Source organism: uncultured Anaerococcus sp. (genome assembly GCF_963512375.1).
Lineage (GTDB): Bacteria > Bacillota > Clostridia > Tissierellales > Peptoniphilaceae > Anaerococcus.
The window spans coordinates 13,470-29,066 of sequence record NZ_CAUPMI010000011.1; the positions used below are offsets into that span (position 1 = coordinate 13,470).

13 protein-coding genes are annotated in these 15,597 nt (G+C 33.8%); 11 read left to right on the forward strand and 2 right to left on the reverse strand.

What is annotated here, in order from left to right:
* Positions 1-49: 49 nt before the first annotated feature.
* Positions 50-1,117, forward strand: coding sequence for a cysteine desulfurase family protein (locus tag RRB46_RS06035; RefSeq protein WP_297689151.1), 1,068 nt, complete (start codon positions 50-52; stop codon positions 1,115-1,117).
* A complete protein-coding gene (gene mnmA / locus RRB46_RS06040) occupies positions 1,114-2,217 on the forward strand; it encodes a tRNA 2-thiouridine(34) synthase MnmA (RefSeq protein ID WP_311537848.1) in 1,104 nt (367 codons plus the stop codon). Before RRB46_RS06035 ends, mnmA begins: the two co-directional genes overlap by 4 nt.
* Before the next feature lie 48 nt (positions 2,218-2,265).
* On the opposite strand, the gene RRB46_RS06045 is transcribed toward mnmA, so the two are convergent.
* On the reverse strand, positions 2,266-3,093 hold the full coding sequence (locus tag RRB46_RS06045; RefSeq protein WP_296127155.1) for an exodeoxyribonuclease III: 828 nt from the start codon (positions 3,091-3,093) through the stop codon (positions 2,266-2,268).
* Between the two features lie 147 nt (positions 3,094-3,240).
* Here RRB46_RS06045 and RRB46_RS06050 point away from each other — a divergent pair, with 147 nt between their 5' ends.
* From RRB46_RS06050 to RRB46_RS06080, 7 genes are all read left to right on the forward strand, one after another.
* Positions 3,241-4,704, forward strand: coding sequence for a hypothetical protein (locus tag RRB46_RS06050; RefSeq protein WP_311537849.1), 1,464 nt, complete (start codon positions 3,241-3,243; stop codon positions 4,702-4,704).
* A 97-nt stretch (positions 4,705-4,801) separates the two neighbouring features.
* Positions 4,802-5,251 (forward strand): hypothetical protein, encoded by a 450-nt coding sequence (locus tag RRB46_RS06055; RefSeq protein WP_311537850.1) that lies wholly within the window; start codon positions 4,802-4,804, stop codon positions 5,249-5,251.
* 45 nt (positions 5,252-5,296) lie between these two features.
* Positions 5,297-6,568 (forward strand): serine hydrolase, encoded by a 1,272-nt coding sequence (locus RRB46_RS06060; RefSeq protein WP_311537851.1) that lies wholly within the window; start codon positions 5,297-5,299, stop codon positions 6,566-6,568.
* A gap of 13 nt (positions 6,569-6,581) precedes the next feature.
* On the forward strand, positions 6,582-7,499 hold the full coding sequence (locus tag RRB46_RS06065; protein ID WP_311537852.1) for an RluA family pseudouridine synthase: 918 nt from the start codon (positions 6,582-6,584) through the stop codon (positions 7,497-7,499).
* A 70-nt stretch (positions 7,500-7,569) separates the two neighbouring features.
* Positions 7,570-9,099 (forward strand): YifB family Mg chelatase-like AAA ATPase, encoded by a 1,530-nt coding sequence (locus RRB46_RS06070; protein ID WP_311537853.1) that lies wholly within the window; start codon positions 7,570-7,572, stop codon positions 9,097-9,099.
* Positions 9,099-10,274 (forward strand): GspE/PulE family protein, encoded by a 1,176-nt coding sequence (locus RRB46_RS06075; protein ID WP_311537854.1) that lies wholly within the window; start codon positions 9,099-9,101, stop codon positions 10,272-10,274. Before RRB46_RS06070 ends, RRB46_RS06075 begins: the two co-directional genes overlap by 1 nt.
* A gap of 9 nt (positions 10,275-10,283) precedes the next feature.
* On the forward strand, positions 10,284-11,576 hold the full coding sequence (locus RRB46_RS06080; RefSeq protein WP_311537855.1) for a S41 family peptidase: 1,293 nt from the start codon (positions 10,284-10,286) through the stop codon (positions 11,574-11,576).
* Positions 11,577-11,608: 32 nt separating this feature from the next.
* On the opposite strand, the gene RRB46_RS06085 is transcribed toward RRB46_RS06080, so the two are convergent.
* Positions 11,609-12,496: an ABC transporter ATP-binding protein gene (locus RRB46_RS06085; RefSeq protein WP_311537856.1), complete on the reverse strand. Its 888-nt coding sequence runs from the start codon at positions 12,494-12,496 to the stop codon at positions 11,609-11,611.
* 115 nt (positions 12,497-12,611) lie between these two features.
* Here RRB46_RS06085 and RRB46_RS06090 point away from each other — a divergent pair, with 115 nt between their 5' ends.
* Both RRB46_RS06090 and RRB46_RS06095 read left to right on the forward strand, forming a co-directional pair.
* Complete coding sequence (locus tag RRB46_RS06090) at positions 12,612-12,953, forward strand: hypothetical protein (protein WP_106459931.1); 342 nt, start codon at positions 12,612-12,614, stop codon at positions 12,951-12,953.
* A gap of 44 nt (positions 12,954-12,997) precedes the next feature.
* Positions 12,998-15,505 (forward strand): hypothetical protein, encoded by a 2,508-nt coding sequence (locus tag RRB46_RS06095; RefSeq protein WP_311537857.1) that lies wholly within the window; start codon positions 12,998-13,000, stop codon positions 15,503-15,505.
* The last annotated feature ends 92 nt before the right edge of the window (positions 15,506-15,597 follow it).

The window sequence follows — 15,597 nt, forward strand, 5'->3', positions numbered from 1 at the left end:
ATTTGCCTTAAAATCTTGATATCAAGCTTTATAAAAGTATATTCAAAGAATGAAGAAGATATATTTTGACTATGCTGCAACTAGCATTAAAAGAAAGAAAATTTTAGAAGATATATTAGAAAATGCTGATAAGTTTGACGGCAACCCTGATTCAAGCCATGCCTTTGGCAGAGAAGCTAAGAAGATTTTGGAAGAAGCGAGGGGGAAAATTGCAAAAAGCATAAATGCAAATCCATCTCAAATTATTTTTACATCAGGGGCAAGTGAGTCAAATAATACAGTTTTATCAGCCTTTGCTGATAAGAAAATCATTACAACAAATATAGAACATGACTCTATAGAAAATACTTATAAGCCAGAAAATACCATTCTTTTAGAGATTGAAAAAGATACAGATGTACTTGAGGCCCTTAAGGCAAAGCTTACATATGAGATCAAGCTTGTATCAATAATGATGGTTAATAACGAAACTGGTTTGATTTTACCTATTAAGGAAATTGGAGAATTTTTAAAAGATAGGGATGTGTATTTTCATGTAGACTGCGTCCAGGCCTATGGCCATCTTGATATAGATGTAGATGGCATGAACATTGACTTTTTATCCCTTTCTGGCCATAAAATTGGTGGAATAAACGGCTTTGGAGTGCTTTTTGCAAGAGAAAACCTCCCTTCCTTTATAAAGGGCGGCGAGCAAGAAAAATACCGCAGGGCAGGCACATCCTTTGTAATGGGAGCCTATTCCATGGCTGAATCTTTCCCTTATATGGTTGAAGAAAGAGAAAAGATAAGAAAATTAAAGAATTATTTGATAGAAAGCCTTGGCAAAACTTACTTGGCTTTTGAAATAAATGGAGATCCAGAAAAAGATGTAGACCATATTATAAATATTTATTTTAAGGATTATAGGGCGGATTTTCTCCTTACCTATTTGGATATGCACGGAATAGGGGTTTCTGCAGGATCTGCTTGTAGGGCTGGTGCTGTGATTCCTTCAAAGGTCGTTGAAAGAATTTATGGGCCAGAAAGGGCGAAAAACTCGCTTAGGATAAGCTTGGGTTTTGAAAATTCTAGAGAAGATATAGACAAACTGATAGAAGTGTTAGGAGCTTTGAGATGAAAGATAAAAAAGATATAAAGGTAATAGTAGGTATCTCAGGTGGGGTGGATTCTTCTGTTGCAGCCCTTCTATTAAAGGAAGAAGGCTATGATGTGACAGGAATCTTTATGAAAAACTGGGATGATACCGACGAAAATGGCTTCTGCACTGCAGAAGAAGACTTTGAAGATGCGGTAGCTGTTTGCAACCAAATCGGTATTCCCTACTATTCGATAAATTTTGAAAAAGAATACTATGACAGGGTTTTTTCTTATTTTCTTGAAGAATACAAGAAGGGTAGGACTCCAAACCCTGATATCATGTGCAATAAGGAAATTAAATTTAATGCTTTTTTAGATTTCGCTAAAAATCTGGGGGCTGATTACCTAGCTACAGGACATTATGCCAGAGTCGATAGGTCTAGTGGGGAAACAAAAATGCTTAGGGGTCTAGATTCAAACAAGGACCAAACCTATTTTCTAAGCCAACTTTCCCAAGACCAAATAAAGGATGTATTATTTCCTGTAGGAGATTTACAAAAATCTGAGGTAAGGGATATTGCCAAGAAGGCTGGCCTTGCTACAGCTAATAAGAAGGATTCGACAGGTATTTGCTTTATAGGTGAAAGAGATTTTAATGAATTTTTATCCCATTATTTGCCAGCTCAACCAGGAAATATTGTAGATACCAAGGGTAAGGTTTTGGGCAAACACGATGGCCTTATGTACCACACCATAGGCCAAAGACGAGGTTTAGGAATTGGTGGAGAAGGTGAAGCTTGGTTTGTTTATGGCAAGGATTTAGAGAAAAACGAACTTTTAGTCTGCCAAGGCAAGAAAAATCCTCTCTTATTTTCAAATAAGCTTTACGGTTCAGAATTTTCTACGATTTCTAATAAAGAATGTCCAAAAGAATTTGATTGCACAGCCAAATTTAGGTACAGACAAGCAGATATCAAGGCCCATGTAAAAGTTCTTGGAGATGGCAAGGTAGAAGTGACCTATGATGAAACCAAGGCAGTTACCCCAGGCCAAGCTGCAGTTTTCTATGATGGAGAAGTGTGTTTGGGATCTGCAATAATTGACGAAGTATATATGAATGATAAAAAGTTAAGAGTATAAAAATAAACCTTGAAGGCCATTTTGAAATGGATGCTTCAAGGTTTTTTCTTATATATTGATTTCTAAAACAATTGGAGTGTGGTCTTGCCTTTCACCTGAGTTAATCATATCAGAATCTGTGATTAAATCCTTTATCCTATCAGAAACTAGGAAATAATCAATCCTCCAGCCTGAGTTGTTGATTTTACTTGTCTTTACCCTTTGGGCCCACCAGGTGTACTTGCCTTCGACATTGCCGTGGATGTGTCTAAAGGTGTCTGTAAAGCCCTTTGCTAAAAGGTTAGTAAAGCCTTCCCTCTCCTCGTCTGTAAAACCAGCTGACATGTGGTTGTTTTCTGGATGGGCTAGGTCAATTTCCTCGTGGGCTACATTGTAGTCGCCACAGGCAATTACTGGTTTATTTTTGTCAAGACTAGATAGATAATCTGCATAAAGTTTGTCCCATTCTTGTCTTTCAGCTAGTCTTGCAAGCTCGCCGCCTGCATTAGGTGTATAAACATGGGTGAAATAATAATCTTCAAATTCTAAGGTAATAATCCTACCTTCCAAATCCATTGTAGATGGAGCACCTATTACAGGAAAGTCAACCTCAGGCTTTAGGCCTTTTTTATAAAGGGTCATGGTACCTGCATAAGATTTGCGAGCTCCTTCCTGGCTTGAAAGCCAGACATAATCATAATCAGGGAAATATTCAGCAAGTTTTTCCTTATGTTTTTTGCTAGGACCTCCGTGAGGAAGTTTGGTTTCTTGGATTGCAATGATATCAGCATCTTCCTTAGCGATAGTATCTAATACTAAACGACTCATCACAGCCCTATTAGAATCGCTTGTAAGGGCTGCATTTAGTGAATCTATATTCCATGAAATAAATTTCATTTAAATCTCCTTTGCTATTTTCTTCTTATATTAATATACAACTTAAAAAAAACTTTCAAAATTTCTACAAAATTAACACAAATTTAACACCCTATTGGGTATTATATAATTAAGAAAGATGCCAATACAAAATTTAAGGAGGGTATCATGAAAAAATCTAAATTATTACTAGCCCTAGCAATCTCAGCTATGTTAATTAACACTGCTTTCGCTAGCGAACAAATCCAAAATCAAAAAGTAAATGAAATCGAAGCAGAAGACCCAATATCAAATCCAAAAGTAGCAGAATATAAGATTAAAAAGATCTATGAAGAAGGTGTAGACCTTGTAGCAGTTAATAACGAAGCAGAAGTCTACAATGTTCCAAAATCTTATTTTAAGGGAATGGACCTTAAGGAAGGAAAAGTCTTCACCCTTTATACATCTTGGGAAATCCTAGAATCTGATCCTGCAAAATTTGTAAAAGTCTATAGGGTAATAGAAGGTAAGGAAAGCCACGTTTTTACTGATACTTATGTAATTAAAAAAATAAATGCAGAAGGGGTAGACTTATATAAAAAATCTAACCCAGATGATTTATACAATGTTCCTAAGAGTGAATTCAAAAATATTGACCTTGTAGAAGGTAAAGAAGTAGAAATAACAGCCGATGATATTCTAACAGCCTCTGACCCTGCAAAATTTATTAAAATACATCAAATAAAAGAGGTAAAAACTGAAGAAGAAAAAATTGTAAAGGATTATGTAGTTAAAGAAATCTACGAAGAAGGTGTAGACCTTTATGAACTAGGAAATGAAGCAAATGTCTACAATGTCCCTAAAAAAGAATTTAAGGACATGAAGCTTGAAAAAGGCAAAGTCTTTACAATTACAACTAACGATATAGTTATGACTTCTAATCCAGCCCAATTTAATAAAATTTATTCAATAGTTGAAAAAGAAGAAGCTAAAAAAATGACCAAAGAGTATGTCGTAGAAAAAGTAAGTGGCGATTTCGTAACAGTTTATGAAAAAGGAAACAAAGAAGACAAATACAATCTAAATAAAAAAGACTTTGGCAAGGTAAATCCAGAAGTAGGCAAAACTTACAAGATAGAAACATCTGAAGAAATCCTAACATCAGATCCAGCTCAATTTGCAGCCGTATATAAGGTTGAAGAAGCAAAAGAAGCCTCTAAAAAGCCTGAGAAAGCAGCCGATAAAAAGAAAACTCCAGAAAAAGAAAAACCAGCAGAAAAGGCTAAAGAAACCATGCTTACAGATACTTTCGTTATTGAAAAAATCGGTGAAGAAGGAGTGACAGTAGCTAGAAAATCAAACAAGGAAGATAAGTACCTAGTTCCTAAAAAAGATTTTGGAAAAAGCGAATTAAAAGTAGGTAAGGAATATAAAATAACAAGTGATGATGTAGTCCTAACTTCTTATCCAGCCCAATTTAGCAAAATTTATAAAATTGAAGAAGTAAAATCTCAAGAAAATAAAAACGAAGATAAAAAGTCTAAAAAAGAAAACAAGGCTTCTGCTAAAAACCCAAAGACAGGTCTAATCGGCTCATCAATGGCCCTAATTGGACTAATCGGAGCAGGTCTTGCCTATAAAAAAACTAAATAAGAGATAAATGTTTAACTCTATTACAATCCATTCCTCAGGGGTGGATTGTTTTTTTGCTTATTTACGATAAAATTATCTTAAAAGAAGGGGATAGACAATGAAAAAATCACTTAAAAATTTTATCATAATATTTATAAGTATCATTGGTCTAATTGCGATTTTCAACCTAGCTTTAAATAGACTTAGGGAAAATTCCCAGTTTAAGGACCTAATAGAAATAGGAGATAGGATGTCTTCCTATAAGCTAGAATATTATAGTGAGCGAGGCTTTGGCAATGATAGGGAAGATGTTTATTCTTTTAGCCTAAAAGACCCAGATGATATAAAAGATTTTAAGGAAGTTAATGATTTTTTTGAAAAGCGTTATAAAAATCTAACTGACCTTATAAAAAGAGAAAATCCTGACCACCATATCCTAGATGACCTTAAGGAATTTAGGCAAAATAATGATATTTATTATATGGACCTAGATTTAATGAGTGAGGAAAAATTATATTTTTATTCTCCAAAGGCTAATAAGGGCTACCTAATTATTTTCACTATCTAGACTTTGCTAAGCCAAATGTGATAAGATTAGTAATGAGGAGACTATATGAAGAAAATTTTTAAAATAAGTCTAATAATCTTTGGACTTTTTATAAGTTTTGGACCGAGGACCTTAGCGGATGAAAATTCCCTCAAAGAAGATATCCATGATGCAATTTATAAGACTATTGACGGCAAGCTTACTTATGACATAAGTGTAAAATCAATTGGTGGGGAAAGTGACATAGACATTAGAATGTCAAATGCCGATGAGCCTTATCTTCCATCTGCATCTACAATAAAAATTTTTATTGGTCTTAGCATGAGAGATGCCATTTATGATGGAGATTTCCCTTATTCAAGAGATATAAAAGAAGACCTTGACCTAGCCTTGAGAAATTCTGATAATGATGCGACAAACCGCCTCATAGAAAAATTAGGTTTTGATAGGATAAATCAAACAATCTATAAATACACCAGGTCAGATAAGACAAAATTAAATAGACTGATGCTTGGGCAAGGAGAAGAAAATATTACAAATTCTAAGGACCTAATTGCAGGCTTTATTGAAATTTATAAGTCAAATGACGATATTTCTAAAGATATGGTGACTTCTATGGAAGATTCATCTTCAAAAAGAGCCAAGCTTTTAAAAGATATCAACCCTAGCTTTTACTCTTTTAACAAAACTGGAGAGCTTAAAAATATTGAAAATGACTTAGCCCTTATAAGTACTGGCAAGTCTAGCTTTATTATCAGTATTTTGACAGAAGATACGGCAAATATTGGCCATGATGAGCAAATAAGCCTTATAAATGACCTAGGTTCTGAGATAACAGACGCCTACATCAATTATGATAATAAAATGACCCTACTTAAGTCCCAAAAGGAGAAGGCAGACCTTGCTAGGATTAATACAACAGAGAAAAAATTAGCCTATGCCATCTATAAAAATCAGGTAAGCTCTGAGGCGGCAAGCTTACTTCTAAAAACAAGTTCAGTTGATAATATAAGAGATGATTTAGAAAGAACAAGTAAGAAGTCTGAAAATCTTGTAATAAGAGCAAACGAAGGACTAGCCAAGCTTACAAAAAATAAAATAGAAAACAAGGATGATAGGACCCTTAACCTAATTAGACTTATTTATACTGATAAAAAAGATTTAAGCCAAATTAATACCAGCCTTGCCCTAGCCTTTTATAACAACAACAGGAGCCTAGAAGCTGCAAAGACACTTCTAGAAAAATCTCCAAGGGCAAGTCTTGATATTAGGTCAAAGCTATTGGCTAATATCAAAAACTCAGAAGAAATGGTAGAAAAGGTCAAAAAAGTCCTATAGAAAAGAAAGTAATATGATATTAATTGCAGATGATACAATAAGAGTAGATAAGTATATATCCGACGAACTTGATGAAATACCAAGGGAGAAGATAAAGGACTTTATTAAGGATAAGCTTATACTAGTAAATGAAAATCAAATAAAACCATCTTTCAAGCTAAAAGAAGGCGATGAAATCTTTATCGACGATAGCCTATTTGAAGTTCCTGAATTAATTGCAGAAGATATTGCCCTAGATGTGGTCTATGAAAATGATGACTTTGCAGTTATTAACAAGCAAAAAAACCTTATAGTCCATCCAGCAGGGTCAATTATTACAGGAACTCTTGTAAATGCCTTGCTTTTCAAATACGGCTATGACAATCTTTCCCACATAGGCGGAGAAGATAGGCCAGGCATTGTCCATAGGCTTGATAAGGATACGACCGGTCTTATGATAATTGCCAAAAATAACGACTCCTACCGTTATCTCAAAAATCTTTTTGAAACTAGAAAGGTCAGAAAGGAATATCTGGCTATAGTTTTTGGAAATTTTAGGGAAAAGTCAGCCAGGATAGAAAATTTTATGGGAAGAGACCCTCACAATAGGAGAAAGATGGCGGTTTTAAATTCTGGGAGAAAGGCCATTTCTGAATATGAGGTCCTAAGTGAAGTCGAGGGATTTTCCTTGGTCAGAATCCACATCATAACAGGCAGGACCCACCAGATAAGAGTCCATATGACAAATATCAATCATCCCCTCCTAGGAGATCCGGTCTATGGCAATTTCAAGCACAAATTTAACTTAGACCATCCACTTCTTCACTGCACCTACCTAGCCTTTGAAGATAAAAATGGAGAAAAACTAGAATTTAAGCAAAGGCCACCAGAAGAATTTATGAAGTATCTAAATATCTTAGGCCTTGATGAAGATAAGATAAAAGTTGAGTGAAAGCTCAGCTTTTTTATTTGGTCAAAAGTAATAAATTTTATGATATAATTAAATAAGACAGGGGGTTAATATGTATTCAAAAACTAATACCACTTCACTAATTGGCCTTGAAGGAAGGTTGGTGGAGGTTGAAAGCGACATAACAAGCGGCTTGCCAAAATTTAATATAGTCGGCCTGCCAGATTCATCAATAAACGAAGCCAAGGATAGGGTCAGGGTTGCCCTAATAAATTCCGGCTACAAATTTCCAGCAGGTAGGATTACCATAAATTTATCACCAGCTGACCTAAAAAAGGAAGGAACCCAGCTAGATTTGCCTATTGCAATTTCCCTTCTAAGCTCTATGGGCATCATCGAAAGGATAAATGATGACTTTATCTTTCTTGGGGAACTTTCTCTTGATGGGAGAATTATGCCAATTAGGGGAGCTCTTGCCATGGTTATTTCTATGAGGGAGAAGGGCTTCAATAAATTTATAATTCCCTACGAAAATAGGGAGGAATGTGCCATTATATCTGATATAGAAGTCTATCCTTTTATGAAGTTAGAAGAGATTGTCGGCTTTTTAAATGGAGACATTAGCAAAAGTCCCTATAAGATAAATCCAGCCCTTCTTGAAGATAAGATATCTTATGACTATGATTTTAAGGACCTTAAGGGCCAGGAAAATCTCAAACGTGCTCTACAAATTGCAGCTGCAGGCGGCCATAATCTACTCATGATAGGTGCTCCAGGATCTGGAAAGACCTTTTCAGCCAAGCATTTGCCTACCATTCTTCCAGATATGAGTTTTGAAGAAAGGGTAGAGGTTACAAAGATTTATTCTATTATGGGCCTTCTTGATAGCGGTCACCTTGTAAATGAAAGACCTTTCAGAGCACCCCACCACTCATCAAGCCAGGTAGCCCTCATAGGCGGTGGCCATTCGGTGCCAAAGCCAGGTGAGATAACCCTAGCCCACAGGGGAGTTTTGTTTTTGGATGAGTTTCCAGAATACCAGAAAAATGTTATCGAAGCTTTGAGAGAACCCCTAGAAAACAAGGAAATAAACGTGGCTCGTGCCCAGGCAAGCGTCAAATATCCCTCAGATTTCATCCTAATTGCAGCTATGAACCCATGTCCATGTGGAAATTACGGCAATCCTCTTAAGGAATGCACTTGCTCCATAAATGAGATTAGAAGATATTTAAATAAAATTTCTTCACCAATCCTAGATAGGATTGACATTCACATAGAGATAAAGCCAGTTAAATATGATGATTTGAGGGATGATACTAAGTCTAAAACATCAGCTGAACTAAAAAGTGAGGTGGTTAGGGCAAGGAAAATGCAAAGTGCACGATACAAGGACGAAAAAATAAAGACCAACGCCTTACTTTCAACCAGGCAGATGAAAAAATATATCAAACTTAGCCCAGACGTTGAAAAAATCGGTCAAGTTGCCTTTAACAAATATAATTTTTCGGTAAGAAGCTATAACAAAATCCTTAAGATGGCTAGAACTATAGCAGACCTTGAGGCAAGCCCAGAAATTACTCAAAAACACCTCTTAGAAGCCATCAGGTACAGGTCCTTGGATGATAAGTATTGGAGCGTATAATGCTTGACCAAAGAAAGATTACAAGTGATATAGATGGCTTTATCTACGACTTGTTAAGCCATGCCATAAGTGAAAATGCATCTGATATCCATATCCAACAAGAAGAAACTTATGGCAAGATTAGACTAAGGATAGATGGGATCTTATTTGATATCCTAGGACTAAATAAAACCAATGCCGAGATGCTAATATCTAAGATAAAGGTCCTAGCCAAGATGGATATTTCAGAAAAACGCCTCCCCCAGGACGGGGCCCTAAAGCTTGATAATTTTGAAAACATCGATTTTAGGATATCAACCCTTGCCACAGTAAATGGTGAAAAGCTAGTCCTAAGAATCCTTTCTTTAGAAAGATTTAAAAATAGGGCAAGGCTTCTAGGCTTTTCTGATAATTCTAAGGAAAAATTGCAAAAGGCAATCAGCAAGAAAAGCGGCATGGTCCTAATAAGTGGGCCAACAGGCTCAGGCAAGTCTACCTCCCTCTACGGCCTTTTAGAAAGCCTAAATACAGAGGAAGTCAACATAGTTTCAATCGAAGACCCTGTTGAGTACAAGATAGAAAATATAAATCAAATATCAGTAAAGGAAAAAATCGGCCTAACCTACCCCAAAATCCTAAGGGCCATCCTCCGTCAAGATCCAGACATAATAATGATTGGTGAGATAAGAGATAAGGAGACAGCAGCCATAGCCATAAGGGCTGCTATAACTGGCCATTTAGTTTTAAGTACTACCCACACAACTGATGCTCTCTCGGCTCTAGTAAGACTAAAAGACCTAGGGGTAGAAGAATTTCTCATAAGATCGGCCATAAATGCACTGGCCAGCCAAAGGTTAGTTAGAAAATTATGCACCTGCAAAAAAGCCGACACCATGACAGACTTCGAATATGAACTAGTAAGCAAATATCTAAGGGTGGATAGGGATAAAAAAATCTACAGACCTGTAGGCTGTCCAAAATGCAAAAAAGGCTACCTAGAACGTCAGGCTGTAGAAGAAGTAATCCTAATAGATGACGAATTTAAAGACATCCTCAAAAACTACGGCCTAGAATCAAAGGAATTAAAGGATAAGCTAAAAAAAGAAAAATTCAGACCAATGATAACAAATGGCCTAATCCAAATAATGGAGGGTGAGACTTCTTTTGAGGAAGTCTTAAAGGTTCTAGACTATTAAGGGTAAATTATGAAAAAATATAAAAAAATATTAACGCTTGCAATTGCTCTTATAATTGGTCTTTCTCTATCATTTATTCTAAGAGATAGGAAAGAGCATTTTGATTACGAAATTGATCCTAAATATTATTCCAAAACCCAAAGCCCCTTTGAAAATGACTTTGATTATGCTTTTGACACCCTAGAAAACTATTATGCTCTTTTTTATAGGAATGGAAGCTATGATTTTTTGAAAAGGAGAAGTGACTATAAGAAAGAAATTAAAAACCTAAGTACCGATAGGGAATTTTTTGACAGGATGAATAAGATTTTAGAAGACTTGGGTGATGGTCATACCAATCTATTAGATAGTGAAGAATCTTATGACATGAAAGCGACCTTTGTCTTATCCAATAAGGAGGCTAAAGGAGAAGTAAATGTTGATTTGATAAATTATTTGTTTGGGACAAAAATCTCACGTTTATTAGATAAGGTTTTTAAAGAATCTAGGGCCGCTACAAAAAATCTAATTACCCAAGACATAAATAAGGACATAGCCTACTTAAAAATTAGGGCAATGATTGACCCAGGTACAGCTGATTTTGAGGAAGATTTGGAGCTTTTGAAAACTTACTTAAAAAAATCAAAAAATAAAAAGGCTTTAATTATTGATCTTAGAGGCAATGGTGGGGGAAATTCTGCTTATACAGATAGGTATTTGTATCCGATGATTTTGGGGAAAAGAGAATTTAAAGATAGTCATGAATATATCCTATTTAGGTCAGATGAGGTTTTTAAGTATGATCCTCAATATCCGGAATTAAAGGAATCTATAAAGAAAATTAAGGAATCAGATTTTAAATATTTGGAAGATAATATTCCTTTTCTTAAGAAAGATCAGGAGATGATGGATAATATCAGAAAAAATTATACCCACATAATCTTTAATCCTGGTCTTGAAAATGCTGGCGAATTTGGAGATGACTATAAATTTAATGGCAATCTTTATCTTTTGATAGATGAAGATGTTTATTCATCAGGTCAAAGAGCAGCCCACTTTTTTAGCGATAATAAGCTAGGAACAATTATAGGGGAAAAGACAGGAGGGGATGGTATAGGGACAACACCAGCCATGGTAAAACTCCCAAACACCAAATACATCCTAAGATTTTCCCATGAACTTGGACTTAGGGAAACAAAGTCAATGGAAGAATCAACCTACACAATCCCAGATATAGAAATTCCCAAAAAAGATCAATCAGAAATTCCTTCTAATGATGGGTGCGTCAAAAAAGTGATTGAAATAGAAGTTCAAAAAAATTAGCCCACAAAATTAAAATAGTTTGTGGGCTGTTCTTACTCTATGGCAAATATTTCCTTATACCTATCCTCAGCACCTAGTTTACTTGTTTGAAATTTGTTTATTTCAAGATTTGACCTTGCAAGGATATTCATAAAATCTATATACTTATCTTCAGTCATATTTATTTCAAGCATACTTTTTTCAGGATTTTCCTCAAATTTAAATTTTTCATCCCTTACTAAGATGTTTTTAAAGACTGTAAGATTTTCATAGTTTTTAAATCCTAACAATACTTTTAATTTCTTAAAATCATTAATATTTTCATAAATAAGTCTTCCATCTTTTATAAAGAGGATATCATTGGTAACCTGGTCTATTTCTAGTAGAGAGTGGGATGATATTATGAGGGTCTTATTATTTTTATGGAGGTCTGTAATAATATGTCTTGTTTTTAGGATGCTTGTTGGGTCTAGGCCATTAAGGGGTTCATCCATTATAATGAGGTCAGCATCTGGCATTATAGCCAAGGCAAGGAGGAGGTGTTGTTTCATACCTAGAGAATAAGAGGAAACTTTCTTGTCCATGTAAGAGCCAATATCTAAAAAATCAATCACATAGGAAATTCTATTTTCATCAAGCTTATGGCTTTCTTTAATAAATTTCAGATGGTCAAGGCCAGTCAGATAGGGATAGAGTATCGTATTATCCTTCAGGATTGACATTTTTTGAAAAACATCAGGCTTTTTATTGGAAATGCCAAAAATATTTATCTCCCCTCTATATGGTATAAGGTTTCCTATACAATTTATTAGAGTAGACTTACCTGCGCCATTTGGACCTACTAGGCCTAGGATTGTAGGCTTTTTTAAATCAAAAGAAATGTTTTTCAAAACCTTGTTTTTGCCATAAGATTTTTCTAAATTTTTAATAGATAGGATCATAAACCCTCCTTTACAAATCCTAATACGTTAGTATAGTAATAATATATCGTATTATTATCTTTTGTCAATATTTATCTCGTAGATAGGTCTATGCCCTACATAATTAGGAGAGATTATGAATAAAATAAGAAAAATAATAATGATTGTACTAATGTTTGCATTATTACCTTTAGTAAATGTTAATGCTGAAACTGAAGTTAAAAAAGATACAGAATTTACAACAGGTTATAAAGCTGAAAAAGCTTATAGGTCAAAAATAGTTAGAGCAATGACACGTATGGCTCCTGATAAAGTCTATTATAAAAAACTTGAAGGAAACTATCTTTATGAAGGCTGGCTTTACTATGAAAGCTTTATTGGTATAGAGGAGAGCAGTGGATTAGGTTTATTTGTATATGGCGGCTATGTAAATGCTTACCCAAAGAATGATGTAATGAATTTGACCGTTGATAGATAGTTAGATTAAGGGCATAGACTTTTCTAATATAGGAAGGAAAAATTATGAAATTTGAATTAAAAAAGATTATTAAAAATAAAATTTTCCTTATTTTTATCCTCGCTAGTCTTATCTTTGTCCTTTTTATCTCTTTTATCAAAAAAGCAGATATCGATTTTTCTTTAATTGATGGTTTGGAAGATGTTAATATTCTTGATAGGGTTTTAGAAAAGGATAATAATCTTAGCTTTAAACTTTCTGATACCTACCCACCCACTATGATTTGGGAAAAAGTGACAGATGAATTTAATAAAGATTATCAAGAGATTGTTGGACAAATTGATTATGATGAAATGGTTCTTTCAAGTGATGAATACCTAGGAGAAAATTCTCCTATTATGAGAGCATCTTTTTTCGAGGATATCTTAAATTTTATTGATAAGTATAAGCTTAAGACAAGCCCTCTAAATAAGCAAAAATTAATATTCTTAAGGGATTTTTATAAAAATATTGAAAGTAGAGACTTAAGTCCAGATTATTTTGTAAAAAATATAAGAAAGTCAAGTCAAAATATTTTTTATTCTAATATCAAAATATATTTTGGCTTAGTTCCTGTCCTATTAATAAGCCTATTTGTAGGTGCAAGCCTTAGTAGGGATTATGAAAATGGTCAGGCCTTTTTAAAATTAACTTCTATCAAGAAAAGGATTTGGATTTTGCTTGATAAGCTTAGCCTAGGACTTTTTCTAGCTTTTATATATTTTCTTACAATTGTACTAACATCACTTTTAATAGGTAAAATCAATGGGGATTATGATTGGATTTTTACTTTACCAATAGGAAGTTTTGGAGAAAATCAAAACCAGGTTGTTTTTGCTGGATTTTTATGGAAAACTTTTATTATCTTTATGGCAAGAGTGTTTTTCTTTAGCAGTGCCTTTATAAGCCTGGGACTAATTTTTAAAAATACAAATATTTTTCTAGAAACAGTGGTATTTATAAGTGGAGTTTTAGGTGCTTTGACTGAATTTGCTGAAAAATCACAAACGATTTACAATCCATTTTATTTTTCCTATTATGATTTTATTCTCGGCAATAAAAAATTAATGGGGAATATAAAAGGAAGGGTCGATTTTTCTTATCAAAGCCCAAGCTTTAAATTAAGCCTTATAGGTATTTATCTACTTTTTGGGATATTATTTTTGATAATTGCTTATGGCTTTATTAAATTTACTAAGGGAAAAATTGGTAGAAACAAAATTAAAAAAGAAAGAATAAATGTCAAAAATTTATTATCTTTTGAAAGGCTTAAAATAAAATCATTTAGCAAAAATACAGGCCTAAGTTTCACTCTTATCGCACTTGTATTACTAATTTTCTCTATAAATCTAAGATCAAAAATGACAAGCAAAGATTTTTATGCTTATAAAAATACCTTTATGAAGATTGCCATGATAAGAGATGGGGCAAATTTTATTGAAAATTCAAATACAAAGGATAAAGCTCAGGATCCTAACCTAGCTTCTAAGGCTCAGGCCTATATGGATAAGCTTAATGATTTGGATAGGTTAAGGAAAGCTTCTGATTCGGAAAATTTTTATAAAATTTTGTCAAAAGCTAGTTTATTTGCCGAAAGTCTTGGTGATGAACTAAATCCAAACCTGGCTGATGAGCACTTTAAGGTTTCTGAGGGAAATTTGATAAATGGAAAGATATCTGAGTTTTCAAAACAAGCCAGCCATAGTTTCAGAAAAGAGCTAATAAGTAGAGATATCAAGCCTATGAATTTAATTTATGATAGGAGCCTTACTTATTATGATAAGTTAAAAGATGAAAGGATTTTGGATGCTGCTATAAAGGCACAGATACCTAAGGATACTTCTTCCTTTATCTTATTTTTAAAGCTTATAAATGAATATAAACTTCCTATCCTTCTTATAATGATAAGCCTATTTATCTATGGAGGGGCTTATAAGTATGAATTTATAAATGAAAATTCCTATGATTTATTAAGAACCCAGCCTCTTGATTTAAGAAAAGTCTATGATAAAAAGTTTCTAGCAAGCCTTTCTTTTTGCTTTAAATTTTTACTAGTAACAAGCCTTGCGATTGTAATTTTGGGAATTTTCAATGACCCTAGGCATACTTTAAATTTTCCTATTTTAAAATATTTAGGAAGGGTAGCTGATCCAAATCTTGCCATAGACTATTCAAAGGATTTTACCTATATTTCTCTTGGTAGATATCTATTAGATACGATAATATTAAGCCTATCTTTGCTAATGTTTTTGCTAAGCCTTGTTCAATTTCTAAGCTTAATAGCTAAAGATATGTTTAAAACTTATATAGCCCTAGCTTTTATAATTTTTGTGATGTTTTTAATCTTATACTTGTTTAGGTCCTATTCATATTTAAATCCTCTCACTTATTTCTTAGCTGAAGAAATTGTTGATGGCAGCCTAAGCATAAAATATGGTATAAATCATTTTGATAGCTATATAGGATCGATTTACCTTATTTTGTTGGGAGTTTTAATCTATCTAATAGGAAGGAAACTAGCAAGGATAATTTGATAATAAGTTGGCAGCTTTTATATAAGGCTGCCCTTATTTTTTATAGAAAATTAGCCAGTCTTTGAGTATAATGACTTAAGAAATTTAAGAGA

Coding starts and splice junctions, on each gene's coding strand:
- RRB46_RS06075 (WP_311537854.1), top strand. CDS start 9,099: ATGCTTGACCAAAGAAAGATTACAAGTGATATAGATGGCTTTATCTAC.
- mnmA (WP_311537848.1), top strand. CDS start 1,114: ATGAAAGATAAAAAAGATATAAAGGTAATAGTAGGTATCTCAGGTGGG.
- RRB46_RS06065 (WP_311537852.1), top strand. CDS start 6,582: ATGATATTAATTGCAGATGATACAATAAGAGTAGATAAGTATATATCC.
- RRB46_RS06055 (WP_311537850.1), top strand. CDS start 4,802: ATGAAAAAATCACTTAAAAATTTTATCATAATATTTATAAGTATCATT.
- RRB46_RS06070 (WP_311537853.1), top strand. CDS start 7,570: ATGTATTCAAAAACTAATACCACTTCACTAATTGGCCTTGAAGGAAGG.
- RRB46_RS06090 (WP_106459931.1), top strand. CDS start 12,612: ATGAATAAAATAAGAAAAATAATAATGATTGTACTAATGTTTGCATTA.
- RRB46_RS06060 (WP_311537851.1), top strand. CDS start 5,297: ATGAAGAAAATTTTTAAAATAAGTCTAATAATCTTTGGACTTTTTATA.
- RRB46_RS06045 (WP_296127155.1), bottom strand. CDS start 3,093: ATGAAATTTATTTCATGGAATATAGATTCACTAAATGCAGCCCTTACA.
- RRB46_RS06035 (WP_297689151.1), top strand. CDS start 50: ATGAAGAAGATATATTTTGACTATGCTGCAACTAGCATTAAAAGAAAG.
- RRB46_RS06095 (WP_311537857.1), top strand. CDS start 12,998: ATGAAATTTGAATTAAAAAAGATTATTAAAAATAAAATTTTCCTTATT.
- RRB46_RS06085 (WP_311537856.1), bottom strand. CDS start 12,496: ATGATCCTATCTATTAAAAATTTAGAAAAATCTTATGGCAAAAACAAG.
- RRB46_RS06080 (WP_311537855.1), top strand. CDS start 10,284: ATGAAAAAATATAAAAAAATATTAACGCTTGCAATTGCTCTTATAATT.
- RRB46_RS06050 (WP_311537849.1), top strand. CDS start 3,241: ATGAAAAAATCTAAATTATTACTAGCCCTAGCAATCTCAGCTATGTTA.